The sequence below is a fragment of the Hydrogenophaga intermedia genome, from assembly GCF_000723405.1.
Classification (GTDB): domain Bacteria; phylum Pseudomonadota; class Gammaproteobacteria; order Burkholderiales; family Burkholderiaceae_C; genus Hydrogenophaga; species Hydrogenophaga intermedia.
Genome location: NZ_CCAE010000005.1, coordinates 148,751 through 172,612, shown reverse-complemented (window position 1 = coordinate 172,612; position 23,862 = coordinate 148,751). Strand labels below are relative to the sequence as shown.

At 69.5% G+C, this 23,862-nt stretch carries 22 protein-coding genes and 1 pseudogene; 9 read left to right on the top strand and 14 right to left on the bottom strand.

What is annotated here, in order from left to right; translation table 11 throughout:
* The 4 genes and pseudogenes from BN948_RS05690 to BN948_RS05675 all read right to left on the bottom strand — a co-directional run.
* Nucleotides 1-254 (bottom strand): annotated as a pseudogene (locus BN948_RS05690) (general secretion pathway protein GspB); the annotation flags it as partial.
* A gap of 7 nt (nucleotides 255-261) precedes the next feature.
* Nucleotides 262-1,995, bottom strand: a complete 1,734-nt coding sequence (locus BN948_RS05685; RefSeq protein WP_035620741.1) for an ExeA family protein — start codon at nucleotides 1,993-1,995, stop codon at nucleotides 262-264.
* A gap of 80 nt (nucleotides 1,996-2,075) precedes the next feature.
* Nucleotides 2,076-2,636, bottom strand: coding sequence for a bactofilin family protein (locus tag BN948_RS05680; protein ID WP_009520444.1), 561 nt, complete (start codon nucleotides 2,634-2,636; stop codon nucleotides 2,076-2,078).
* A 113-nt stretch (nucleotides 2,637-2,749) separates the two neighbouring features.
* Nucleotides 2,750-3,658: a crotonase/enoyl-CoA hydratase family protein gene (locus tag BN948_RS05675; protein ID WP_009520446.1), complete on the bottom strand. Its 909-nt coding sequence runs from the start codon at nucleotides 3,656-3,658 to the stop codon at nucleotides 2,750-2,752.
* A gap of 101 nt (nucleotides 3,659-3,759) precedes the next feature.
* Here BN948_RS05675 and BN948_RS05670 point away from each other — a divergent pair, with 101 nt between their 5' ends.
* The 5 genes from BN948_RS05670 (at nucleotide 3,760) to BN948_RS05650 (ending at nucleotide 9,055) form a co-directional block, all read left to right on the top strand.
* On the top strand, nucleotides 3,760-5,352 hold the full coding sequence (locus BN948_RS05670; RefSeq protein ID WP_009520448.1) for an FAD-dependent monooxygenase: 1,593 nt from the start codon (nucleotides 3,760-3,762) through the stop codon (nucleotides 5,350-5,352).
* Nucleotides 5,349-5,546, top strand: a complete 198-nt coding sequence (locus BN948_RS05665) for a hypothetical protein (protein WP_009520449.1) — start codon at nucleotides 5,349-5,351, stop codon at nucleotides 5,544-5,546. The genes BN948_RS05670 and BN948_RS05665 overlap by 4 nt, the downstream gene beginning before the upstream one ends.
* Nucleotides 5,536-5,997: a MarR family winged helix-turn-helix transcriptional regulator gene (locus BN948_RS05660; protein ID WP_009520450.1), complete on the top strand. Its 462-nt coding sequence runs from the start codon at nucleotides 5,536-5,538 to the stop codon at nucleotides 5,995-5,997. Before BN948_RS05665 ends, BN948_RS05660 begins: the two co-directional genes overlap by 11 nt.
* A gap of 27 nt (nucleotides 5,998-6,024) precedes the next feature.
* Entirely contained in the window at nucleotides 6,025-6,606 is a 582-nt protein-coding gene (locus BN948_RS05655; RefSeq protein ID WP_009520451.1) for a GAF domain-containing protein, read from the top strand.
* A 121-nt stretch (nucleotides 6,607-6,727) separates the two neighbouring features.
* Entirely contained in the window at nucleotides 6,728-9,055 is a 2,328-nt protein-coding gene (locus BN948_RS05650; protein WP_009520453.1) for a YgiQ family radical SAM protein, read from the top strand.
* Nucleotides 9,056-9,076: 21 nt separating this feature from the next.
* Here the strand turns inward: BN948_RS05650 and BN948_RS05645 are convergent, their stop codons facing one another.
* Nucleotides 9,077-9,751, bottom strand: a complete 675-nt coding sequence (locus tag BN948_RS05645; RefSeq protein WP_009520454.1) for a DUF1294 domain-containing protein — start codon at nucleotides 9,749-9,751, stop codon at nucleotides 9,077-9,079.
* Between the two features lie 101 nt (nucleotides 9,752-9,852).
* Between BN948_RS05645 and BN948_RS05640 the strand changes: the two genes are divergently transcribed.
* Together BN948_RS05640 and BN948_RS05635 are read left to right on the top strand one after the other, a co-directional pair.
* Entirely contained in the window at nucleotides 9,853-10,203 is a 351-nt protein-coding gene (locus BN948_RS05640; RefSeq protein ID WP_009520455.1) for a TA system antitoxin ParD family protein, read from the top strand.
* Nucleotides 10,200-10,802: an ATPase gene (locus BN948_RS05635; protein WP_009520457.1), complete on the top strand. Its 603-nt coding sequence runs from the start codon at nucleotides 10,200-10,202 to the stop codon at nucleotides 10,800-10,802. The genes BN948_RS05640 and BN948_RS05635 overlap by 4 nt, the downstream gene beginning before the upstream one ends.
* A 60-nt stretch (nucleotides 10,803-10,862) precedes the next feature.
* Here the strand turns inward: BN948_RS05635 and BN948_RS05630 are convergent, their stop codons facing one another.
* Together BN948_RS05630 and pobA are read right to left on the bottom strand one after the other, a co-directional pair.
* A complete protein-coding gene (locus BN948_RS05630) occupies nucleotides 10,863-11,753 on the bottom strand; it encodes a CoA transferase (RefSeq protein ID WP_009520459.1) in 891 nt (296 codons plus the stop codon).
* 83 nt (nucleotides 11,754-11,836) lie between these two features.
* Nucleotides 11,837-13,024 (bottom strand): 4-hydroxybenzoate 3-monooxygenase, encoded by a 1,188-nt coding sequence (gene pobA, locus BN948_RS05625; RefSeq protein WP_009520460.1) that lies wholly within the window; start codon nucleotides 13,022-13,024, stop codon nucleotides 11,837-11,839.
* Between the two features lie 145 nt (nucleotides 13,025-13,169).
* Here pobA and BN948_RS05620 point away from each other — a divergent pair, with 145 nt between their 5' ends.
* Nucleotides 13,170-13,946 (top strand): IclR family transcriptional regulator domain-containing protein, encoded by a 777-nt coding sequence (locus BN948_RS05620; protein WP_009520461.1) that lies wholly within the window; start codon nucleotides 13,170-13,172, stop codon nucleotides 13,944-13,946.
* A 619-nt stretch (nucleotides 13,947-14,565) separates the two neighbouring features.
* On the opposite strand, the gene BN948_RS05615 is transcribed toward BN948_RS05620, so the two are convergent.
* The 6 genes from BN948_RS05615 to BN948_RS05590 all read right to left on the bottom strand — a co-directional run bounded on the left by BN948_RS05615 (nucleotide 14,566) and on the right by BN948_RS05590 (nucleotide 19,742).
* Nucleotides 14,566-15,276, bottom strand: a complete 711-nt coding sequence (locus tag BN948_RS05615; protein WP_009519182.1) for an ABC transporter ATP-binding protein — start codon at nucleotides 15,274-15,276, stop codon at nucleotides 14,566-14,568.
* Nucleotides 15,276-16,037: an ABC transporter ATP-binding protein gene (locus BN948_RS05610; protein ID WP_009519184.1), complete on the bottom strand. Its 762-nt coding sequence runs from the start codon at nucleotides 16,035-16,037 to the stop codon at nucleotides 15,276-15,278. The genes BN948_RS05615 and BN948_RS05610 overlap by 1 nt, the downstream gene beginning before the upstream one ends.
* On the bottom strand, nucleotides 16,034-17,017 hold the full coding sequence (locus BN948_RS05605; RefSeq protein WP_009519185.1) for a branched-chain amino acid ABC transporter permease: 984 nt from the start codon (nucleotides 17,015-17,017) through the stop codon (nucleotides 16,034-16,036). The genes BN948_RS05610 and BN948_RS05605 overlap by 4 nt, the downstream gene beginning before the upstream one ends.
* On the bottom strand, nucleotides 17,014-17,877 hold the full coding sequence (locus BN948_RS05600) for a branched-chain amino acid ABC transporter permease (protein WP_009519186.1): 864 nt from the start codon (nucleotides 17,875-17,877) through the stop codon (nucleotides 17,014-17,016). The genes BN948_RS05605 and BN948_RS05600 overlap by 4 nt, the downstream gene beginning before the upstream one ends.
* Before the next feature lie 67 nt (nucleotides 17,878-17,944).
* On the bottom strand, nucleotides 17,945-19,132 hold the full coding sequence (locus tag BN948_RS05595) for an ABC transporter substrate-binding protein (protein WP_035620736.1): 1,188 nt from the start codon (nucleotides 19,130-19,132) through the stop codon (nucleotides 17,945-17,947).
* 121 nt (nucleotides 19,133-19,253) lie between these two features.
* Nucleotides 19,254-19,742: a flavodoxin domain-containing protein gene (locus BN948_RS05590; RefSeq protein ID WP_009519188.1), complete on the bottom strand. Its 489-nt coding sequence runs from the start codon at nucleotides 19,740-19,742 to the stop codon at nucleotides 19,254-19,256.
* Between the two features lie 128 nt (nucleotides 19,743-19,870).
* Between BN948_RS05590 and BN948_RS05585 the strand changes: the two genes are divergently transcribed.
* Nucleotides 19,871-22,243, top strand: a complete 2,373-nt coding sequence (locus BN948_RS05585; protein WP_009519189.1) for a catalase — start codon at nucleotides 19,871-19,873, stop codon at nucleotides 22,241-22,243.
* 48 nt (nucleotides 22,244-22,291) lie between these two features.
* On the opposite strand, the gene BN948_RS05580 is transcribed toward BN948_RS05585, so the two are convergent.
* Nucleotides 22,292-23,818, bottom strand: a complete 1,527-nt coding sequence (locus BN948_RS05580; protein ID WP_009519190.1) for a cryptochrome/photolyase family protein — start codon at nucleotides 23,816-23,818, stop codon at nucleotides 22,292-22,294.
* Nucleotides 23,819-23,862: the final 44 nt, after the last annotated feature.

Genomic DNA, 23,862 nt, shown 5'->3' with positions numbered 1-23,862 from the left:
GTCGCGCGGGTCGTTGGCACAGGCGCGGGGGCGGGCTCGGGGGCGTCTTCGCGCAGCAGCCACCAGGCCAGTGCGGCGACGGCCGCCGCGAGCAGGCCCAGGCCCGCCAGCCAGGGGCCGCGGGCGCGGGGCGAGCGGCGGCGCGATGGCGGTTCGGCCGTGCGCACGGGGTTCACCTGGGTGTGCAGCCCGGGCACGCGGCCGCGCTCGCGTTCGGCGTCGGCGCGGCGCAGTGCGTCGAGGATGTAGGACATCGCGGTCTCAGGAGCGCGGCAGCAGCCGGGGCTCATCCACCCCGCTGGCCAGGTTGATCTGCATGAAAGTGACCGGCCCGGCCGGGCCGCCGGCCTCGATGCCGCGCGAGCGCTGGAAGGCCGCCAGGCGCGCGGCCAGGCCGACGCCCGAGGCGGGCACGCTGCCCGCCGCCTGCAGCGCCACGATGCGCTCGTTCAGCCAGCGCCCGGCTGGGCCATCGCGGCCGTCGGCGAGGCGGCCCGACTGGCCCGGGGGCAGGCGCCAGAGGGTGGCGTACTCGCCGCGCCAGGCGTCGGCCAGTTCGCCCAGGGGCACGCGCCAGCGCCGTTCGCCGCGCGTCACCACCGCGCTGTCCTCATCCAGCGCAGTCAGCAGCAGCCGGCCGCTGGCGCCATCGGGCAGGCGCAGGTTCAGGATGCCGGGGCGGTCGAGCTGGCGCAGCCCATGGAGGGTCATGCGCGTGGTGCGGTAGCACTGCAGGCCGGTGTCGAGCGCCTGCTCGCAAGGGTCGGCGCCATCCAGGGTCGCGCCCCACAGCGGAGCCAGTTCGCGCCAGGCATCGGCTTCGGCGGTGATGAGCGCGTCCGCGCCGGGCCATCCCGCTGCGGGAGCGGCAGGTGCGTCGGTGGTGGCGGGCGTCGGCTCGGCCTGGGCCACCGGGGCCGGTGGCGGTGTGCTCGCGGCGGGGGCGGGCGTGGTCTCTTGGGCGTTGGTGACATCGGCAGAGACGGCGGCAGCCGGCTGGCCGCCGGCGGCCACTGGCGCCACACCCGGGCGCTGCAGCCAGAACCACAGCACCGCCGCCGCGACCAGCGCGCCCACGACGGCCCCGGCCAGCACGCCCATGCCCACGGTGCCGAGGCCGCTGGCGCGAGCGGTGCCCGCCGGCGCGGCGCGCCGGGGCGCTGGGATGGTGCTATCGCCGTCAAACACCTCGCTGGCCGCCTTGTCCACCACCGCGCGCTCCACGCGGTTCTGGCCGCCCGCGTAGGCGCCGAGCAGGGCGCGGTCGCACAGCAGGTTGATGCGGCGCGGCACGCCGCGCGAGAGTTCGTGGATGCGCTCGATGGCGGCGGGCGCGAAGGGCAGAGGGCCCTTGAGGCCGGCCACCTGCAGGCGGTGCTGGATGTACTCGCGCGTCTCGGCGGCGTCCAGCGCGTCGAGGTGAAAGCGCGCGATCACGCGCTGGGCCAACTGCTCCAGCTCGGGCCTCGCCACGATGGCGCGCAGCTCCGGCTGGCCGATCAGGATGATCTGCAGCAGCTTGCGTTCACTGGTTTCGAGGTTGGTGAGCAGGCGCAACTGCTCCAGCACGTGCGGCGTGAGGTTCTGTGCCTCGTCGATGATGAGCAGGTTGCGCTCACCGCGCGCGTGGCTGGCCAGCAGGAACTCGTTGAGCGGGTCGAGGTGGTCGTGCACCGTGGCCGGGCCCATGCCCTCGTGCTTCACCTCGATGCGGAACTCGCGGCAGATGGACTTCAGCAGGTCCGCCACCGTCAGTCGCGGATTGAAGATGTACGCGACGTTGCAATTCTCGGGAACCTGCTCCAGGAAGCAGCGGCAGATGGTGGTCTTGCCGGCGCCGATCTCGCCGCTGAGCAGCACGAAGCCGCCGCCGCCGCGCACGCCATAGAGCAAATGAGCGAGCGCCTCGCGGTGGCGCTCGCTCATGAACAGGTAACGGGGGTCGGGCGCGATCGAAAACGGGTCGTGCTGGAGCCCGAAGAACTCGGCGTACATGGGGCCCGAGCATACCGGGGCCCACAGGGGCGGGCAAACCGCCCGCCGGGGTGGTCAGGGAAGCCTCAGACCGCGGGCTGTCAGGCCGCCAGTTGCATCGAAGGCTTGGCGCCCGACGAGGACTGCGCCTTGGCCGCGCCGTTGGCGGCGCACTCGACGTCGCCCGAGAGCTGACCGCCTTCCTCGATGACGATCTTGCCGTAGCGGATGCGACCGGTGACCTTGCCGGTGGCGTGGATCACCAGCTTCTGGCGCACCGTGAGGTTTCCGTCGATGGTGCCGTAGATCTCGGCCAGGTCGACCTCGCACGAGCCCTTGAAGGCGCCTTGCTGCGCGATCTGGATCACGCGCGAGTCCATGGTCGCCTCGACCGTGCCTTCGACCACCAGCGTGTCGCAGTCGGTGATTTCCACGCCCTTGAGTTTGATGTTGGGGCCGACGGTGAGCTTGCTGCCGCCTTCGGGGGTGGTGGCGGGCACGGTGCTGGTGGTGGGTTTCACTTCGGTCTCCTGGGGGGCCACGGGGGTGCTGTTCTGGGAAGTCTGTGATTGACCGTAAGCCGTGTTGCGCGGTGTGGCCATGCCCCCGCTGCCAAGGGGGCGGGAAGGCTCGTTGTCGCGTTTGCCGAAGTGCAGTGCCATGCGTTTCTCCTGAGGTGTAGTGGGCAGAAGCCCGCATGCTAGGCACGCATGGCCTTTACATTCGCGCCCGTCCGGTAAGACCTGTTTCGAGATGAACGGGCGACGAACGGTCCTCAGCGGTTGGTGCGCCGGCGGTCCTCGATCTCGCGGACCAAGGCACGGGCCTCGTCGCCTTCCGGAATCGGCCGACCGCTGTCGCGCCACTGCACGGCGGCCTTGAAGCCCTGCTCCTGCGCAAAGCGGCGGAACCACAGGCCCTCAGGGTTGTGGCGCGTGATCCCGTCGAACAGCGTGGCCAGCGACTGCGTCTGCTCCAGCCCCATGGTCAGCAGCACCTGGTTGACCACCATCTTGTGCATGGCCAGGTGCGAGCGCGGCACGCCCGCAATGCGCTCAGCCAGCGCCAGGGCGCGAGCGTCCAGTTCGTCGCGCGGCACGGCCTCGTTGGCCAGGCCCCAGTCGGCGGCGGTGCGGCCATCGATCACGTCGCCCGTGAACATGAGCTGCTTGGCGCGCGTGGGTCCCAGGCGGTAGGTCCACATGGCGGTGGTGGGGCAGCCCCACACGCGCGTGGGCATGTAGCCGATGCGCGCGTCCTCGGCCATTACCAGCAGGTCGCAGCACAGGGCGATGTCGCTGCCGCCGGCCACGGCCGCACCGTGCACCTTGGCGATGGTGGGCTTGGGGCTGCGCCACAGGCTCATGAAGTCCTCGGTGTTGCGCTTCATGAAGGCGTAGTCGTCCAGCGGGTCCCAGGGGTGGCGTTCCTGCTGACAGGGGTGGTCGATGTCGCCTTCGCCGAAATGGGACAGGTCGTAGCCGCCGCAGAAGCCCTTGCCGGCGCCCTCGACCAGGATGACGTGCACCTCGTCGTTGGTGTTGGCCCATTCCACGGCGGCGCGGATCTCGCGTGGCGTGTCGTCGTTGATGGCGTTGAGGCGTTCGGGTCGGTTGAGCAGCAGGCGCGCCACGCGCGGGTTGCTGGCGTCCTGGTCGATGCGCAGGGTATTGAAACTCGGCATGGCTGTCTCCTTCGTTGTGGTGAATCCATCTTATCGACGGGTGGTGCTGGCGCGAAGTCGCGCAGGCGATATAGTTGCGCTCGCAACCAAATGGTGGAGACATGAACGCAGCGACCGACCCAGCGACAGAAGAACACGTGCCGGTGCTCATCGCCGGTGGCGGCCCGGTGGGCCTCACGCTGGCGGCGCTGCTGGCGCGCCAGGGCGTGCGCAGCCAGGTGATCGAGGCCGACGAGGGCTACTGCACGGGCAGCCGCGCCATCTGCATCTCGCGCCGCTCGCAGGAAATCCTGGGCTGGGTGGGGGCCGATGCGCCGCTGGTGAACAAGGGCCTGGGCTGGACGGCCGGGCGCAGCCACTTCCGCCAGGCCGAGGTGCTGCGCTTCGAGATGCCCAGTGAGCCCACGCAGCGCTTCGCGCCCATGGTGAACATCCAGCAGTTCTACATCGAGGAGTACGCGCACCGCGCCATCGGTGACGGCGCGGCGGTGCACTGGGGCGAACGCGTGCGGACCGTGCAGACGCGCGAGCACGACGTGCTCGTCGAGATCGACACGCCTCAGGGCACGCGCACCGTGCGCGCCGACTGGCTGGTGGCCTGCGACGGCGGGCGCAGCACCGTGCGCGAGCAGCTCGGCCTGCAGCTCGAGGGCACGCAGTACGAAGGCCGCTATGTCATCGTCGACATCCGCCAGAAGACGCGCCGCCCGGTAGAGCGGCTGGCCTGGTTCGACCCGCCGTCCAACCCCGGCTCCACCATCCTCATGCACCGCCAGCCCGACGACGTCTGGCGCATCGATTACCAGATCCGCGACGACGAGGACCCGGCCGAGGCCGTGAAGCCCGAGAACGTGCTGCCGCGCGTGCGCAGCCACCTCGAGATGATTGGCGAGACCGAGCCCTGGGAGCCGCTGTGGATCTCCATCTACAACGCCAAGTGCCTCACGCTGCCCAGCTATCGCCATGGCCGCGTGTTCTTCGCGGGTGACGCCGCCCACCTGGTGCCCATCTTCGGTGTGCGCGGGCTCAACTCGGGCCTTGATGACGCCGGCAACCTGGCCTGGAAGCTCGCACGCGTGCTGCGCGGCGAGTCGCCCGAGGCGCTGCTGGACAGCTACAGCGTGGAGCGCGTGCACGCCACGCGCGAAAACATCGCCTACGGCGCCAAGAGCACCGAGTTCATGGCGCCGCCGGACTTCGCCTTTCGCCTGATGCGCGAGGCCGCGCTGCGCCTGGCGCAGGACGACGAGGCCGTGCGCCCGCTGATCAACCCGCGCCAGTCCTCGGCCATCGGCTACACGGACTCACCGCTCAATGGCGGCGAGTCGGGCGAATCGGGCCCATCGGGCGCATGGGCGAGCGCACTGGCCGCACCCGGCGCGCCCGCGCCAGAGGCGTTGTCGCGCGACGCGCAAGGCCAGCCGTTCCACCTCAGCACCCGCTTCGGGCACGGCTTCGTCGCGCTGGCGTTCAACGGCGCGCCCTTGGGTGGCCTGCCGCCCGGCGTGCAGCCGCTGCAGATCACCCCCGGTACCGACCCGCACGGCCAGGCCTGGCGGCGTTATGGTCTGCATTCGCCAGGCGAGCCCGCCCTGGTGCTGGTGCGCCCCGACGGCTACGTGCTGGGCCGCTGGCACGGCCTGGACTCCGCGCCCCTGCGCGCGGCCCTGCAAGCCACTGGAGTAACGGAATGACCGACGCCGACCTCGACACGACATACACCGCGCTGTGCCGCGCCATGGGCGAGGTGGGCGAGGCGCAGTCGCCGCTGCTGCTGGCCATGCTGAGCCTGTCGCTGCTGAGCCGGCTGGAGGGCGCCGCGCAGGCGCTGCCCCTGATCGAGCAGGCGCGCGAGCGCTGCCTGCGGGAGCCCCTGCATGGCTACTGAGACCACCCCCCTGCCGCTGGAACAGCAGCTCAGCTGGCGCCTGCACCGCCTGGGCAAGCTCACCGACGCCGCCACCGCCGCCGCCTACGCGAACGAACTGGGCCTGGGTGTGGCCGAGGCGCGCGCGCTTGCCGCCATCGGCTCTTTCGAACCACTGTCGGTGAACGACCTGGCCGCGCACGCTCACCTGGACAAGGCGCAGGCCAGCCGCGCCGCGCAGATGCTGGTGGAACGCGGCAGCGCCATCAAGGCGCCCAGCGAGACGGATGCGCGCGCCGTGGTGCTGCGCCTGTCGCGCTCCGGGCGCGCGCTGCATGCACGGGCCCTGCGCCTGATCGACCGGCGCAACCGCGAGATCATGGGCTGCCTGAGTGCGGCGGAGCGGCGGCAACTCCTGGCGTTGGTGGACCGGCTGATCGCGCATTCGGCGGGTGGCTGCGAAACACACTGATACGCGCTTCGTCGCTATAAACGGCGCATGAAACGCAATCTCTTCGCCCCCACGGACTTCGGTCCCGACTCCATTGACGTGCAGGTGTCCGAACTGCTGGTGGCCACGTCCGATCAAAGCGACGTGGAGCTGGATCATTCCATTGGCGAAGTGCTTCGCCTGCTGCGCGAGCGCTTGCATATGGATGTGGTCTTCGTCTCCGAATTCGTCGACGGACAGCGCGTATTTCGCCGCGTCGAGCAATCGCCCGGCGTGAACGTGATCGCCGAAGGCGAGGGCGCGCCACTGGAAGAGAGCTGGTGCCAGCGCGTGGTGGATCGCCGTCTGCCGCAATACATCGCCGACGCGAAGCGCGATCCGGCCGCGGCCCCGCTGCTCGAAGGCCTGCCGTTTCCCATCGGCACGCACATCAGCACGCCGTTGGTGCTCTCCAATGGCGAGGTCTACGGCACCCTGTGCTGCTTCAGCTTCGAGCCCCACGGCCAGCCCAATCCCGAGGACCTGAGCAAGCTCAAGCTCACCGCGCGCCTGGCCGCTCAGCGGCTGGAGAGCCGCGGCCAGCAGCGCTCCATGCCGGCCAACGTGCCCGACTGGAAGCTCAAGTCCTGAGACGGCTTGGACGCTCCATGCCCGGCCCGTTCGTGCGGTGATGGGCCGGGACCGGCACGAAAGAGGGGGCGCCGGTAAAATCGCGCCCTTCGCCGTTCCCCCCATGGGTCCGCGCCCACCCATGAACGCCCCCATCGACGTCTCCCTCTTCGCGCGCAACGCCAAGCCGCTCACCAGCTACCGGCCCTACTGGGCCAAGCGCTTCGGCACCGCGCCCTTCCTGCCCATGAGCCGGGCCGAGATGGACGCGCTCGGCTGGGACAGCTGCGACATCATCATCGTCACCGGCGACGCCTACGTGGACCACCCCAGCTTCGGCATGGCGGTCATCGGCCGCGTGCTTGAATCGCAGGGGTTTCGCGTGGGCATCATCGCCCAGCCCGACTGGCAGAGCGCCGAGGCATTCAAGGCGCTGGGCAAGCCCAACCTGTTCTGGGGCGTGACAGCCGGCAACATGGATTCGATGATCAACCGGTACACCGCCGACCGGAAGATCCGCAGCGACGACGCCTACACACCCGGCGACGTGGGCGGCAAGCGGCCCGACCGCGCCGCCATCGTCTACAGCCAGCGCTGCCGCGAGGCGTACAAGGACGTGCCCATCGTGCTCGGCGGCATCGAGGGCAGCCTGCGCCGCATCGCGCATTACGACTACTGGAGCGACAAGGTGCGTCGCTCGGTGGTGGTGGACAGCAAGTGCGACCTGCTGCTCTACGGCAACGCCGAGCGCGCGCTGGTGGAAGTGGCACATCGGCTCGCGGCGCGCGAGCCCATCGAGTGCATCACCGACGTGCGCGGAACGGCCTTCGTGCGCCGGCCGGGCGATCCGTCGGCCGAGGGTTGGTTCGAGATCGATTCGAGCGAGGTCGACCAGCCCGGGCCGGTGGATGCGCACATCAACCCGTACCAGACGACGAGCGAGCAGGCGCAATCTCAAGGCGGTTCCTGTGCGAAGGACGAAGCCCCCGCCAGCATGGCCGCGCCGCAGGGCGCGGCGATCCAGCCGCTGAACTTCGTGCCCAACCCCGCCCTGCAGGGCAAGGCCAAACGCCCGCCGCGCGATCGCAGCGTCATTCGCCTGCCCAGCTACGAGCAGGTGAAGAGCGACCCCGTGCTCTACGCCCACGCCAACCGCGTGCTGCACGTCGAGGCCAACCCCGGCAACGCGCGCGCCCTGGTGCAGGCGCATGGCGACGGCGCCACCGCGCGCGACGTGTGGATCAACCCGCCGCCGATCCCGCTGACCACGGCCGAGATGGACCACGTGTTCGACCTGCCGTACGCGCGCAGCCCGCACCCGGCCTACGCCGACGCGAACGGCCGCCACGACGGCGAGACGAAGATCCCCGCGTGGGAAATGATCCGCTTCAGCGTGAACATCATGCGTGGCTGCTTCGGCGGCTGCACCTTCTGCTCCATCACCGAGCACGAAGGCCGCATCATCCAGAGCCGCTCGCAGGCCTCCATCCTGAAAGAGGTCGAGGAAATCCGCGACAAGGTCGAGGGCTTCACCGGCGTCATCAGCGACCTGGGCGGCCCCACGGCCAACATGTACCGCCTGGGCTGCGCCAGCCCACAGATCGAGGCCGCCTGCCGCAAGCCGAGCTGCGTGTACCCTGGCATTTGCAGCAACCTCACCACCGACCACGGGCCGCTGGTGCGCATCTACCGCCGCGCGCGGGCGCTGCCGGGCATCAAGAAAATCCTCATCGGCTCCGGCCTGCGCTACGACCTCGCCATCAAGAGCCCCGAGTACGTGAAGGAGCTGGTGCAGCACCACGTGGGCGGCTACCTCAAGATCGCGCCCGAGCACACCGAGAGCGGGCCGCTGTCGAAGATGATGAAGCCCGGCATCGGCAGCTACGACCGCTTCAAGCAGATGTTCGAGAAGTACAGCGAAGAGGCGGGCAAGAAGCAGTTCCTCATCCCGTACTTCATCGCCGCGCACCCGGGCACCAGCGACGAGGACATGATGAACCTGGCGCTGTGGCTCAAGAAGAACGGCTTCCGCGCCGATCAGGTGCAGACCTTCTACCCCAGCCCCATGGCCACCGCCACGGCCATGTACCACTCGGGCCTGAACCCGCTCAAGGGCATTCACCGCGACGAGCGCGGCGAGCGCGTGGACATCGTGCGCGGCGAGAAACGCCGCCGCCTGCACAAGGCCTTCCTGCGCTACCACGACCCGAACAACTGGCCCCTGCTGCGCGAGGCGCTCAAGGCCCTGGGCCGTGCCGACCTCATCGGCAATGGCAAGCACCACCTCATTCCCTCGTTCCAGCCGGTCACCGACGGCGCCTACCAGAGCGCGCGGCGCAAGAACAGCACGCCGGCCGGACGCGCGCCGGCGGCACCCGCCACCCCCACCAAAGGCCGCCTGCTCACGCAGCACACCGGCCTGCCCCCGCGCGCCGGCACGGGCGCGGCGCGGCGGCCCAAGCCGCGCTGAGCGCGCTGCAGGGAAGGGTGATCAGCCGCCAGCGAACAGCGGCCACGTCACCCAGGCCAGCAAGGCCAGCACGTTGAACGCCGCGCAAGCGATGAAGGTCTGCTGAAAGCGCTTCTCGTCCAGCCGGTGCTGCAGCGACCGCTGCGCCAGCCAGGCCGCGGGCCAGCCGCCCAGCGCCGCCGCCGCGTGCAGGTGCTCGATGGGCCAGGGCGCGCCGCCCTCGGTCATCACGTGCTGGTCGCGCCAGTACAGGAAGAAGGTGGCGATGTTCACCAGCACCACGCCGGTGAGCACCACCCAGGGAAAGCGGCCGAAGCCGATGCCGATGAGCCACAGCAGCAGCCAGCCGCCCAGCAGGCCCAGGGCCACCTGGGTCTGGCGGCGCTGCGCGCGCGCCTCGCGCCAGCGCTGGGCCTTGGACACGCCCGCCGCGGCCAGCACTGGTTCAGACGCCGGCTGGGCGGGCGCGCCGGCCTCGCGCAGGGGCGGAGGCGGCGGCAGCTTGATCGACAGGGCGCGCGGCCCCTTGCCGCCGATGACGATCTCCTCGTAGACCACCGACGTGCCGGGCGCGATGGGGTGCGGGCCCTCGTAGTCGCGCAGGTGGAAATACACCTCGGCGGCGGTGTCGGGGCTGCGGATGAAACCGGACGCGCGCTCGGCGTCCCAGTGAACGATGGTGCCTTGCTTCTTCATGGCCTTCGGGCGGGGTGATCGCTCAAGGATTGTCGGCCTTGCGAGCCGAGACTTTATGGCGCAAAATGCGCCATATTGACGCTGCTGTGATGGAGCCCGCCATGTCTTCCCCGTCGCCCAACTTCTCTTCGGTCAAATTGCCCGCCAGCCTGGTCGATCAGGCACGCCGCGCCGCCGAGGCGCAGCGCCGCTCGGTGGCCGGCCAGATCGAGTACTGGGCCACGCTGGGCCAGATCACCGAGGAAACCGGCCTCACCGTGCTGGAGGCGCGCGAAGCCATCGCCCGCTACGACGCCCAGGCCCAGGACCAAGCGAACCTTGACGCGATCGAGGCCCGCTTCGCCGAAGCGGCTGACAGCGGTGGCCTGGCGCAGGCCGTGCGCCAGACGGTGCAGGCCGATCGCCGACGGGTGCCTGCCGCCACCTCGACCCGGGCGCGCCGCGCGGCTTGAGCCCGGTCTTCTACCTGCTCGCCGGGCCCAACGGCGCGGGCAAGTCCACGCTGTACCGCTCGGCCGTGGCCTCGGGCCTCATCCCGGCCGACATCGAATTCGTCAACGCCGACCTGCACGAAGCCAGCGCGCTCGGCCACATCAGCGATGCGCGACAGCGCTCCACCGAGGCGCGCCGGTGGGCCGACGCGCGGCGCGAGCAACTGCTGCACGCCGGCCAGTCCTTCGTGAGCGAGACGGTGTTCTCCCATCCCTCCAAGGTGGAGCTGATGCGCGCGGCCCGTGCGGCGGGCTTCCAGGTGGTGCTGCTGGTGGTGTGCGTGGACGACCCGAAGCAGTTGCCCGACCGTGTGGCGCAGCGCGTGGAGCAGGGCGGGCACACGGTGCCGGCGGACCGCATCCTGGCGCGCTACCCGCGCACGCTTGAACACCTGGCACAGGCCGTGCCGCTGGCCGATCTGAGCCTGTTGTTCGATACCACGGCCAGGCGCGGGCAGGACATCGTGCCGCCGCGGCTGGTGGCGCGCCTGCGCCGGGGTGTGCCCACCTTCACGCTGGACCCCTTGCCGCGCTGGGCGCAGGGACTGCTGGTGCACTGACAAGGCCTTGCGAGCGCCCGCCGGGGCGGACGACACCACCCACAGCGGGCCGCGCGTGTGTCAGGCCAGCGTGTGCAGGGGGATGTCGCGCTCGGCCGCCAGCTTGTCGAGCTGCTGGCGCGTGCGCCCCGCCAGGAAGCGGGCGATGGCCTCATGCGTGGCGGGCGCGAACAGGGTCTTCATGCGCTGGCCATCGGCCACGCCCGCCGCCTCGCACAGCGCGGCCGCGAAGTGCGGCTCCAGCGCGGCCACGGCCACGCGCCCGTCCTTGCAGGGGTACACGCGGTAGCCCGCGTGCGCGCCGCCCACGGCGCCCTTCGGCTGCGTCAGGCCCCAGGTGCGCGGCAGGGCCAGCCAGGACGCCGCGTCGGACAGGGCCACTTCATGGAAACTGCCGCGCCCGGTGGTGCGTTGCAGCAGCACGGCCTTGAGCACGGCCTCGGCGGCCATCAGCGCGCCGCCCATGTCGGCGAACAGCGTGGCAGGCAGGTCCAGGCCGGTCACCAGGCCCGCGTCGGCCAGGTAGGTGAGGTCGTGACCCGGCTCCTCGGCGCGTTCGCCGGGTGCGCCCACGATGGCCACCATCGCCAGCGCCGGGTAGCGCTTGCGCAGCGCCGTCCACGACAGGCCCAGCTTGGTCAGGGCCGAGGGACGGAACGAGGTCAGCAGCACGTCGGTGCGCAGCAGCAGCTTGTGCAGCGCGGCCTGGCCGGCCTCGGTCTTCAGGTCGGCCGTCAGCACCTTCACGCCCTCGTGCATCTGCGCGTAGGCCGGTGGGTTGTACTGGCCCATCGGGTCGCCGCTGGCGCCCTCGCGCGCGGGCGGTTCCAGCTTGGTGCAGGCCGCGCCCATGGCGCGCAGGCGCATGAAAGCGGCCGGGCCGGGCAGGTTGAGCGCGAGGCTGAGCACGCGCACGCCGCGCAGGGGCTGGGGGCTTCGGGTGGTGGGCATGGAAGAGTGGCCGCAGGTCGGTTGACGGTGCGGCCACTGTAACGGCGCCCCGCTCGGTGCGAGCGCCCGTGCGCGACAGAGAACTAGCGCCGGCCGAAGTCCAGGGGCAGGCCCACGTAGTTTTCGGCCAGCGAACGCGACATCGCTTCCGAGTTCACCAGGTACTCCAGCTCCGCCTCTTGCACCTTCTGGCCGAAGCCGCCGGTGTCGGGGAAGCGGTGCATCAGCGAGGTGAGCCACCAACTGAAGCGCTCGGCGCGCCACACACGCGCCAGCGCGCGCTGCGAGTAGTGGTCGATGCCGGCGTCGCTCTTCTCCGCGTAGTGCTCGATGAAGGCGGTGGAGAGGTACTTCACGTCACTGGCCGCCAGGTTCAGGCCCTTGGCGCCCGTGGGCGGCACGATGTGCGCGGCGTCGCCCGCCAGGAACAGGCGACCGAAGCGCATCGGCTCGGCGACGAAGCTGCGCAGCGGCGCGATGCTCTTCTCGATGCTCGGGCCGGTGACGATGGCCTCGGCCATGGCCGGGTCCAGGCGGCGGCGCAGCTCGTCCCAGAAGCGGTCGTCGCTCCACTGCTCGACCTTGTCGTCGATGGGGCACTGCACGTAGTAGCGGCTGCGCGTGAGGCTGCGCATGGAGCACAGGCCGAAGCCGCGCTCGCTGTTGGCGTACACCACCGCGTGCGGCGACACCGGCGGCACATCGGCCAGCACGCCGATCCAGCCGAAGGGGTAGACCTTCTCGTACTCGGTGATCGAGTCCTGCACGGTGGCGCGGCACACGCCGTGGAAGCCGTCGCAGCCGGCGATGAAGTCGCACTGCAGCTCGTGCGTCTGGCCGTCTTTCTCGTAGCGCACGCTGGGCTTGGCGCCATCGAAATCGTGGATGCTGACGTTGGCCGCGTTGTAGACGGTGGGCAGGCCGGCGGCCTGGCGCGCGTCCATCAGGTCGCGCGTGATTTCGGTCTGGCCGTAGGCCGTGACCACCTTGCCGTTGGTGAGGCCGGTCACGTCGATCGGGTGGCGCGTGTTCTTGTAGACCAGCTCGATGCTGTGGTGCACCGTGCCTTCCTTGGCCACACGGTCGCCCACGCCGGCTTCGTGCAGCAGGTCGACCATGATCTGCTCGAGGATGCCGGCGCGGATGCGGCCGAGCACGTAGTCGGGGCTCTGGCGTTCGATGATGATGTTGTCGATGCCGGCCTTGTGCAGCAACTGGCCGAGCAGCAGCCCCGAGGGGCCGGCGCCGATGATGGCGACCTGGGTTCGCATGGGTCTTGTCTCCGGGGATCTGGCGAAGCCCGCAGGCTAGGGCGCCCCGGCACCGGCCACAATCATCGGCCATGAGCTTTGCGCGATCACCGCGCGCTTTGTGCGATCATCGCGCAATTCCTGGGACAACGAAAAGGTACCGGCCATGCCCGAACCGTCCATCGCCAAGGCCGACTTCATCGAGGGCATGGCCAAGGGCCTGGCCGTGCTCGAGAGTTTCGACACCGAGCGTCAGCGCCTGAACGCCACGCAGGCGGCCGAACGCGCCGGCCTCACGCGCGCGGCGGCGCGGCGGCACCTGCTCACCCTGGCCCACCTGGGGTACCTGGACACGGACGGCAGCCATTACTGGCTCTCGCCCAAGGTGCTGCGTTTTTCGGGCAGCTACCTGTCGTCCGCGCGCCTGCCGCGCCTGGTGCAGCCCACGCTGAACCGCCTGGCCTCGGCCACGCGCGAATCGTTCTCGGCGGTGGTGCTGGACGGCGACGAGGCGGTGATCGTGGCGCGCAGCGCCGCGCCGGGGGCGCCGCGCCTGATGCCTTATGGCCTGCATCTGGGCTCGCGCATGCCGGCGCACGCCACGTCCACGGGGCGTGTGCTGCTGGCGGCGCTGCCGCGCGCGGCCTTCGCGGCCTGGCTCAAGGGCCGGGTACTGCCGCGCCTGACGCCGCACACGACCGACGACCTCAAGGCTTTCCGCGCGGTGATCGACGCGGTGCGACGCGACGACTTCGCCATCGCCAGCGAGGAGCACGAGCTGGGTGTGATCGCGCTGGCGGTGCCGCTGCGCAACATGAAGGGGCAGACCCTGGCCGCGCTCAACGTGGTGGTGTCGCCGGGGCGCATGGACGCGGCGGCGATGCGGCGCGAACTGCTGCCGGTGCTGATGGATGCGGCGCGGGAGTTGCGGCCGTTGCTCTAGTTTCTCTGCGCGTTGTCCGCGTTCGCTGGTTGACGTGGCATTTCGCTCCTCGTCCTCGCGTTGACTTCTCGGTTAGACCTCGCTCTGATTTCTCGGTGAGACCTCGCGCTGACGGCTGGCGTGGTCCGCGTTCTCCGGCCCACGCTCGCGCAGATGTTCCCGTGCGCTCCACCGGGCCTGCGTTACCACCGTGGTTTGAGCCCCGCCTCTGTGGCAAGCGCGAATGGGGCCTGCGCCCGCGAACCCCACCAGCCGTCGAGAGTGACGCCCTGGCGCACCACCAGAAATGCGGAGCCCCTTAATTGGGGTCAGATTCGAGCCCCTTAATTGGGGTCAGATTCCATTTAATCGCCGAGCCAGGGAAGTCCGGTCTTCTTTGGCTGACCAGGGCGCTACTGGGGTCGATGGTGTGGGTGTCCGGGCGCAGGCCCCATTCGCGCTTGCCACAGAGAGGGCGCGCCAATCGCGGTGGTGACGCCAGCCCGGTGGAGCGCTCGGGCGCTTCTGCGCGAGCGTGGGCCGGAGAACGGGCACACGCACCAGCGGCCCTCGCGAAGCAGAGGCGCGAAACGCGGCGAACGCCCACACCTGAGACAAACGGGGTCAGAGACAAAGGGGGTCAGACCCCAAGGTGCTGCTCCAGCAAGCCCGGCTGCGCAAGCAGCGCTTGAGTCGTCCCCTCGAACACCACCTCGCCCTTCACCAGAATCACGTTGCGGTCGGTGATCTGCGTCACGTGCTTCCAGTTCTTGTCCACGATCACGCTGCTGATGCCGCTCTCGCGGATCAGGCCGCAAATGCGCCAGATCTCGCGCGCGATCAGCGGGGCCAGGCCTTCCGTGGCCTCGTCGAGGATGAGCAGGTCCGGGTTGGTCATCAGCGCGCGGCCGATGGTGAGCATCTGCTGCTCGCCGCCGCTCAACTGTTGCCCGCCGTGGTTCAGCCGCTCGGCCAGGCGCGGGAAGGTGTCGAGCACGCGCTCGTAGGTCCACTCGCGCTGGCCCTTGGTGCCGGGCCGCGCGGCCATCACCAGGTTTTCCTTCACGCTCAGGTTGCCGAAAATGCCGCGCCCCTCGGGCACGTAGGCAATGCCTTCGCGCGCCACGGCATAGGGCGTGGCGCCGGTCATGTTCTTGCCCTTCACCTGCACCGTGCCACCGCTGGGCTTGACGATGCCCATCAGCGACTTGAGCAGCGTGGTCTTGCCCATGCCGTTGCGTCCCATCAGGCCGATGGTCTCGCCCGCGCCGATCTGGAAGTCGATCCCGCGCAGGATGTGGCTCTGCCCGTAGTGGGTGTGCAGGCCCTTGGCTTCGATGAGGGCCGTCATCAGTGCTCCTCTCCCAGGTAGGCGGCCTGCACGCCCGAGTCGTTGCGGATTTCGACCGGCGTGCCGCTGGCGATGACCTGGCCGTTGACCATGACGGTGAGCACCTCGGCCAGTGCGAACACCGCGTCCATGTCGTGCTCCACCAGCATGATGGCGTGCTCGGCCTTGAGGCGCTGCAGCAGCGCCACCATGGACTCTGCCTCGGCCGCGCCCATGCCCGCCAGCGGCTCATCGAGCAGCAGCACGGTGGGTTCGGTGGCGAGCGTCATGGCGATCTCGAGCTGGCGTTGCTCGCCGTGGCTGATGGCGGCGGCCACCGTGTTGGCGCGCGCGGTGAGGCCCGCGAGCTCCAGTGCGCGTTCGCAGCGTTGGTTCACCGCCGAGAGCTTGCCCGCCGCGCTGAACCAGTGCAGCGGGTTGAAGGCCGCGTGTCGTTCGCGCGACTGCGCAGCCAGGCGCACGTTCTCCCACACGGTAAAGGGCAGGAAGATGTTGGTCTTCTGGTAGCTGCGGCCCAGGCCCTGGCGCGCGATGCGCTCGGGCGAACGCCCGGTGATGGACTGGCCGTTGAGGTCGATCTGGCCGCTGGTGGGCGGCAGGTCGCCCGAGAGCAGGTTGGTCAGCGTGGACTTGCCCGCGCCGTTGGGGCCGATCACCGCGTGGATGCGGCCGCGGTGCAGATCGACCGAGACGTCGTTGACGGCGGCCAGCCCGCCAAAGCGCTTGGTGAGGTGCTTCGCGCAGAGCAGCAGTTCACTCATGCTTTGCCCCCGCGCCGCGTGAAGCGCTCCACCAGGCCCAGCAGCCCGCGCGGCGCCACGATCACCACCAGCACGATGAAGCCGCCCATGAGCAACTGCCAGTGCTTGGTCATGTCCTTGAAGAGGTGCATGACGTACTCGAAGGCGAAGGCGCCGACGATGGCCCCCGCGAAGTTGCCCATGCCGCCCAGGATCACCATCATGATCGCGTGCGCACTCATGTGGAAACCCATGAGCTCGGGGTTGACGAAGCCGGTTTGCGCGGCCCACAGGTAGCCCGCCACGCCCGCCAGCGCGCCGGCCAGCGTGAAGGCCGTGAGCTTGTAGCCGAAGGTGCCGTAGCCCACGGCGCGCATGCGGTGCTCGTTCACGCGGATGCCCGCGAGCACGCGGCCGAAGGGTGAGAACAGCAGGCGGCGCAGCGCGAAGTACAGCCCCAGCAGCAGCACCAGCGTGAAGTAGTAGAAGACGAGCTTGTTGTCCAGGTCGATGCCCAGCGCCGTGGCGTCGGGACGGAAGTTCACGTAGATGCCGTCCGAGCCACCCAGGGCCTTGTTGTCGAAGACCAGGTAGAAGACCATCTGCGCGAAGGCCATCGTCACCATGATGAAGTAGATGCCGTGCGTGCGCACCACGAAGAAGCCGATGATGAGCGCGGCCAGGCCCGCCCCGGCGGCGGCCAGCGGCAGCGACCACCACAGCGCGATCGGCGCGTCGGGCGGCGTGAGGAAGGCCAGCGCATAACCCGCGATGCCGAAGAAGGCCGCGTGGCCCAGCGAGACCAGGCCGGTCACGCCCTGCAGCAGGTCCAGGCTCATCGCGAAGATGGCCAGGATCATCATCTGCGAGAGCATGCCGAGGTAGAAGTCGCCGCCGTCCATGGGCACGAGCGGAAACACCGCCAGCGCGATGGCGCCCAGCGCGAGCACGAACTGGATGCTGCGCGGCAGTTTTTCGAGTTGGGCTTTTGCCGTGCTCATTGCTTGAAGAGCCCTTCGGGTTTGTAGAGCAGCACCAAGGCCATCAGCATGTAGACGGCCATGCCGGCGATCTGCGGCACCAGCACCTTGCCGAAGGTGTCCACCAGGCCCACCAGCAGCGCCGCCACGAGCGCGCCGCGCACCGAACCGATGCCGCCGATGACCACCACCACGAAGCACATGATGAGCACCGAACTGCCCATGCCCGGGTACACGCTGGCGATGGGCGAGGCGATCATGCCGGCGATGGCGGCCAGGCCCACGCCGAGCGCGAACACCACGCCGTGGATGAGGCGGATGTTCACGCCCAGGGATTCGGTCATCTCGCGGTTGAAGGCGCCGGCGCGGATCTTCATGCCCAGGCGCGTCTTGCTGATGAGCAGGTACAGGCCCACGGCCAGCAGCAGGCACACGCCCGACATGACGAGCCGGTAGACGGGGTAGGAGAGGTTCTCGGTGAGCGGGATGGACCAGTTCAGCACCTCGGGCACCTGCACGGCGTGCACGTCGTCGCCCCAGAAGATGGAGCGCATCTCTTCGAAGATGTAGATCAGGCCGAAGGTGAGCAGCACCTGGTCGAGGTGGTCGCGCCGGTAGAAGTGGCGGAACAGCAGCCACTCCAGCAGCCAGCCAAAGACGACCGCGAGCACCGTGCCCAGCACGATGGCCAGCGTGAGGCTGCCGAGCAGGGAGGTGAAGTACCAGGCCAGGTAGGCGCCGATCATGTAGAAGCTGCCGTGCGCGAGGTTGACCACGCCCATGATCCCGAAGATCAGCGTGAGGCCGGCGGCCAGCATGAACAGCAGCAGCCCGTACTGGACGCTGTTGAGCAACTGGATGAGGAAGTTGGCGAAGTCCATCGTTTCAGCAAGCCGACGCAAAACCGGCGCCGCGTGGGCGCCGGTCGGACGCGGGTGAATGCAAGGTTCAGGCCATGCGGCAGCCGGTGGCCGGGTCGGCGATGGCCTTGCCGGCGATGCCGATCACCTTGTTCTCGCGGTTCTCCACGCGGCGCAGGCACATGTCCTGGATCGGGTTGTGCGCGGGGCTCATCTTCCATTTGCCACGCGGGCTGTCGATTTCGGCGCCGCCCATGGCCGCGTACAGGGCCTTCTTGTTCTCCATGTCGCCCTTGACGGCGTTGGCGCCCTTGACCAGCAGCAGGCCGGTGTCGTAGCCCTGCACTGCGTACACGTCGGGCTGCAGCTTGAAGGCCTTGGCGTAGTCCAGGCGGAATTTCTTGTTGCGCGGCGTGTCCAGCGAGTCGCTGTAGTGCATGGTAGTGAGCACGCCGTTGGCGGCGTCACCGGCGGCGTCGAGCACGCCTTCGGTGAGGAAGCCCGAGCCCCAGAGCTGGATGTTGTTGCTCAGGCCGGCCGCGTGGTAGTCGCGCAGGAACTTGGCCGCGCCGCCGCCGGCGAAGAAGCAGGCCACCGCGTCGGGCTTGAGCGAGGCGATCTCGGTCAGCAGGGCCTGGAACTCCACGTTGGGGAAGGGCAGGCTCAGCTTCTTGATGATCTGGCCGCCGGCTTCGGTGTAGCTCTTCTCGAAGCCCTCGAAGGCCTCGTCGCCCGCGGCATAGGCCCAGGAGATCCACACGGCCTTCTTGTGGCCCTTGTCCATCATGGGCTTGCCCAGGGCCAGCGTGGGCTGGCTGTTGGTGAAGGAGGTGCGGAACACGTTGGGGGCGCACTGGGCGCGCGTGGCGATGTGCACGCCGGCGTTGGGGATGAGGTTGAGCACGCCCGATTCGCGCGCCACCTTGTGGATGCCCATCTGCACACCGGAGTGCACGGTGCCGACCAGCACGTCGACCTTGTCGCGCTGCACCAGGCGGGTGGCGTTCTCGATGCCTTTGGCGGGGTTCGATTCGTCGTCGACCTTGAAGAACTCGATCTCGCGTCCGCCGAGTTTGCCGCCCTGTTCGTTGACGGCCATGCGGAAGCCGTTCTCGATGGCCACGCCGAGCTGCGCGAAGGTGCCGGTATAGGGAAGCATGAAGCCCACGCGCACCTTGTCGGACTGGGCGCGCACGATCTGGGGCAACAGCAGGCCGGTGGACGCGGCGCCAATGACGGCGGCACTGCGGGTCAGGACGAGGCGGCGAGAGGTCATCTGGTTCTCCTGGGGTTGAGCGGACTGCAGGTCACTGTAGGTGGGGGGACAGGGCTTGGCGATACAGAATTACCCTAGTCGCTTCAGGTCTGAATAATTCGTTTGCGAATTGTTTGGGCGTTCATGAGGCTTCGCTGGCTGCGAACGCCTGCGCCAGCCATTCGCGGCACCAGGCCGCGCCAGCCGACTCCGGGTCGGTCTCGGTGGAGGCGTCGAGCACGCACAGCTCACCCACGCGCACGGCGCCCAGGTCGCGCAGGCGTTCGTCGAAGCGCCGCCCGCCGTTGGCGAAGGTCTGGGGGTACTGGGCGCTGTCGCCCAAGGCGATGACGCCGAAGCGCACATGGCCCAGGAAGCGCGGTTGCGCATCGAGCGCGGCGTAGAAGGCCTGGGCGTTGTCGGGCACGTCACCCGCGCCGTGGGTGGAACAACATATGACGTAAAGTGCATCTTCGTCGAAGATGCCGGGGTCCAGGCCGTCCATCATCCGCACCTCGATGGTGGCGACCTGATCGGCGCACGCCATCTCGACTGCTTGCGCCACAGCAGTCGCCGTGTCGGACACGGTGCCCACGAGCACGAGCAGTTTGGTGGCGGCGGCGGATGGCATGACACGCACTTTAGTGCATGTTTTGGGCCAGGCGCACCGGGTTAACCCGTAGCCGGCCCGGGTGGGCGTGCCGCTTGCCAAGGGTGGGGATTCGCGCGAGGCGCGAGAGACCATCACCGGAGAACCCCATGGCGAAATCCCCTCCCACCCGACCGAGCGCGAAGGCCCGGTCCGGCGAAACGTCTGCCGCCGGCGAGATCCTGCGGCGCAAGGCGCAGCAGACCGACGACCTGGCCAAGGCCATTCCCTCGAACGACAACAAGCCGCTGGAACATGGCTTCTCCCAGGGCCTGACGCCGCCCAAAGGCGTCACAGCCCAGCCCCGAAGCCCGCTGCCGACCGGCAGCACCGTGTCCGAGGCCAACACCTCGGAGAAAACCGGTGACCAGGCCGCCGAGGGCGTCAACGCCGTCCACGGCCGACTGGACCGCGTGCGCGCGGACGCCGCCGGGCAGGCCCTCACCACCAACCAGGGCGTGGCCATCGCCGACAACCAGAACTCGCTGAAGTACGGTTTGCGCGGGCCGGTGCTGCTGGAGGACTTCATCCTTCGCGACAAGCTCACGCACTTCGACCACGAGCGCATTCCCGAGCGCATCGTGCACGCGCGCGGCTCGGCGGCGCACGGCTACTTCGAGTGCTACGAGCCGCTCACCGAACTCACGCGCGCCGCGCCGTTCCAGGAGAAGGGCAAGGTCACGCCGGTGTTCGTGCGCTTTTCCACCGTGGCGGGCGAACGCGGCTCCAAGGACACCGCGCGCGACGTGCGCGGCTTCGCGGTGAAGTTCTACACCGATGAGGGCAACTGGGACCTGGTGGGCAACAACATCCCGGTCTTCTTCATCCAGGACGCGATGAAGTTTCCCGACCTGGTGCACGCGGTGAAGGCCGAGCCGCACCACGGCATGCCGCAGGCCGCCAGCGCGCACGACACCTTCTGGGACTTCGTCTCGCTCATGCCCGAGTCCACCCACATGCTGATGTGGGTGATGTCGGACCGCGCCATTCCGCGCAGCTACGCCACCATGCAGGGCTTTGGCGTGCACACCTACCGGCTGGTGAACGCGGCGGGCGAGTCGGTGTTCGTGAAGTTCCACTGGTCCCCCAAGGCCGGCACGCACTCGCTGGTGTGGGACGAGGCGGTGAAGATTTCCGGTGCCGACCCCGACTACCACCGCCGCGACCTCTGGGAGCGCATCGACGCCGGGGCCTACCCCGAGTACGAGCTGGCCCTGCAGGTGTTCACCGAGGAGCAGGCCGAGCAGTTCAGCTTCGACGTGCTGGACGCAACCAAGATCGTGCCCGAAGAACTGGTGCCGCTGCGGCCGGTGGGGCGCATGGTGCTCAACCGCAACCCCGACAACTTCTTCGCCGAGACCGAGCAGGTGGCCTTTTGCACCGCGAACGTGGTGCCGGGCATCGATTTTTCCAACGACCCGCTGCTGGCCGGGCGCATCCATTCCTATGTGGACACGCAGATCAGCCGCCTGGGCGGGCCCAACTTCCACGAGATTCCGATCAATGCGCCCCTGGCGCCGGTGCACAACAACCAGCGCGACGGCATGCACCGCCAGACCATCCACCGCGGCCGCGTGTCCTACGAGCCCAATTCGCTGGGAGGCGGCTGCCCGTTTCAGGCCGGCGCGGCGCAAGGCTTCGTGTCGGTGCCGGCGCGCATCCTGGCCGAGGAGGAGCAGGGCAAGGTGCGGGCCAAACCGGAAAAATTTGCCGACCACTACACCCAGGCCGCGTTGTTCTACGAGAGCCAGACGCCCGTGGAGCAGGCGCACATCGCGGCGGCCTTCCGTTTCGAGCTGAGCAAGGTCACGGTGCCGGCGATCCGCACGCGCATGGTGGCCTCGCTGCGCAATGCGTCCGAGTCCCTGGCGCAGGCCGTGGCCGATGGCCTGGGCATGGACGAACTGCCCGCGCCCCTGCCGCGCGCCCTGGCCAGGCCCGCCAAGCCCGAGGTGACGCAGTCGCCGGCGCTCTCATTGATGGCACGCCCGGGCGACGGCAGCCTGGCCGGGCGTCGCGTGGCGCTGGTGGTGGCCCACGGGGTGCAGGGCGCCGCGGCCGAGCGCCTGCAGGCGGTGCTGTCCGCGGAGGGTGCGGTGGCCGAGTTCGTGGCGCCGCGCGTGGGCCGCGTGCGCGGGGCCGACGGCGTGGACCTGGAGGCCACCGCCTCGCTGGAAAACAACCCGGGCTTCCTGTACGACGCCCTTGCCTGGCCCGATGGCGAGGAGGGCGTGGCCACGCTCGCGCAGGACGGCCACACCATGGAGTCCCTCAAGGACGGCTACCGTCATGGCAAGGCCCTGCTGCTGGTGGGCGCGGCGCAGACGCTGCTGGACATGGCGGGCGTGCCCACCACCACACCCACGGGCGATCCGGACCCGGGCCTGGTGCTGGCGGACGGTGAGGCGGGCCTGGACGCCTTCATCGCGGCGATCGTGCGGCACCGGCACCCTGAGCGCGAGACGGATCCGCCGGCGGTGTGAGGCTGAGACGCCTGAAGGCCTGGCCACGAGGTACCGCGTGGGCGGTTCTCAGGCAAACCGTCCCTCTCGCACCGCCCGCGCCCGCGCGCGGATGGCGTCGCGTTGCGCCGCGTCCAGGCGCGCCAGGTTCTTCACCTGCGCCGCCAGGCGCGGATGCGAGGCGAACCGTGTCTCGTGGCGCAGCAGGAAATCCCAGTACAGCGTGGTGAAGGGACAGGCGCGCTCGCCCACGCGCTCGCCAGGATCGAAGCGGCAAGCGCGGCAGTGGTCGCTCATGCGTTCGATGTAGCGGCCGGTGGCGATGTAGGGCTTGCTGGCGAGCAGGCCGCCGTCGGCGAACTGGCTCATGCCCAGGGTGTTGGGCAGTTCCACCCACTCCACCGCGTCCACGTACACGCTGAGGTACCAAGCGTGCACCTGCTGCGGCCGCACGCCGTGCAGCAAAGCGTAGAGGCCCGTGACCATGAGGCGTTGGATGTGGTGCGCGTAGCCGTGGCGCAGCGTCTGGTCGATGGCGTCGGCCAGGCAGCGCATCGGCGTGTCGCCGTTCCAGTACCACGCGGGCAGGTCGTGCCGCGCCGCCAGCGCGTTGTCCTCGGCGCAGTCGGGCATGCGCAGCCAGTAGATGCCGCGCACGTACTCGCGCCAGCCCAGGATCTGGCGGATGAAGCCTTCGGCCGACGACAGCGGCACGCGACCCGAGCGCCACGCCGCCTCGGCGGCGGCGATCACCTCGCGCGGGTTGAGCAGCTTGAGGTTGAGCGCGGCGGAGAGGTGCGCGTGGTACAGCCAGGGCTCACCGGTCCACATCGCGTCCTGCCATCGGCCGAAGTGTTCCAGGCGCTCGTCAACGAATGCGCGCAGCGCCTCCAGGGCCTGCGCCCGCGTGACGGGCCAGCCAAAGGGCGCGGCCTGGCCGGGGTGCCCGGCGAAGCGGGCCTGCACGAGCGCGATCACCGCTTGCGTGCTCGCATCGGGATCGAAGCGCGTGGGCGGTGGCAGGAAGCCCGGGCCGTTCGGCCCGAAGGACGCTCGGTTGTCGGCGTCGAAGTTCCAGGTGCCGCCGCAGGGCTGGTCGCCGTCCATGAGCACGCCGTGCTCGCGCCGCATCTCGCGATAGAAGTACTCCATGCGCAACTGACGCCGCCCGCGCGCGTGCGCCGCGAAGCGGGCGGCGCTGCACAGGAAGTGGCGGTCCTCGAGCACATCCAGCGGGGTCGTGCCCGCGGCCTGACGCAGCGCCTGCAGCACGCGCCAGTCGCCCGGCTGCGTGAGCCTCACGCGCTGCGGCTTGGCTTGTGCGATGGCCTCGCGCAGCGCATCGGCGAGGCTGCCTTCGCGCAAGGTCTCGTAGTGCAGCGGCACGCCATCCGCCTCCAGCGCGGCCGCGAAATGCCGCATCGCCGACAGGAACATGACGATGCGCTGCTGGCTGCTCCAGACGTGGGTACTTTCCTCGACCGCCTCGCACATCCACACGAGGTCCCGCGCGGGGTCGAAGCCATCGAAGGCCGAGGCGTCGCGATCGAGCTGGTCACCGAGAACGACGACGAGGTGCTGGCAGGGCGTCTTCACGCGCGGCCTCGTCGTCGTTCACCCGGCCCGTGTGTATCGGGCGC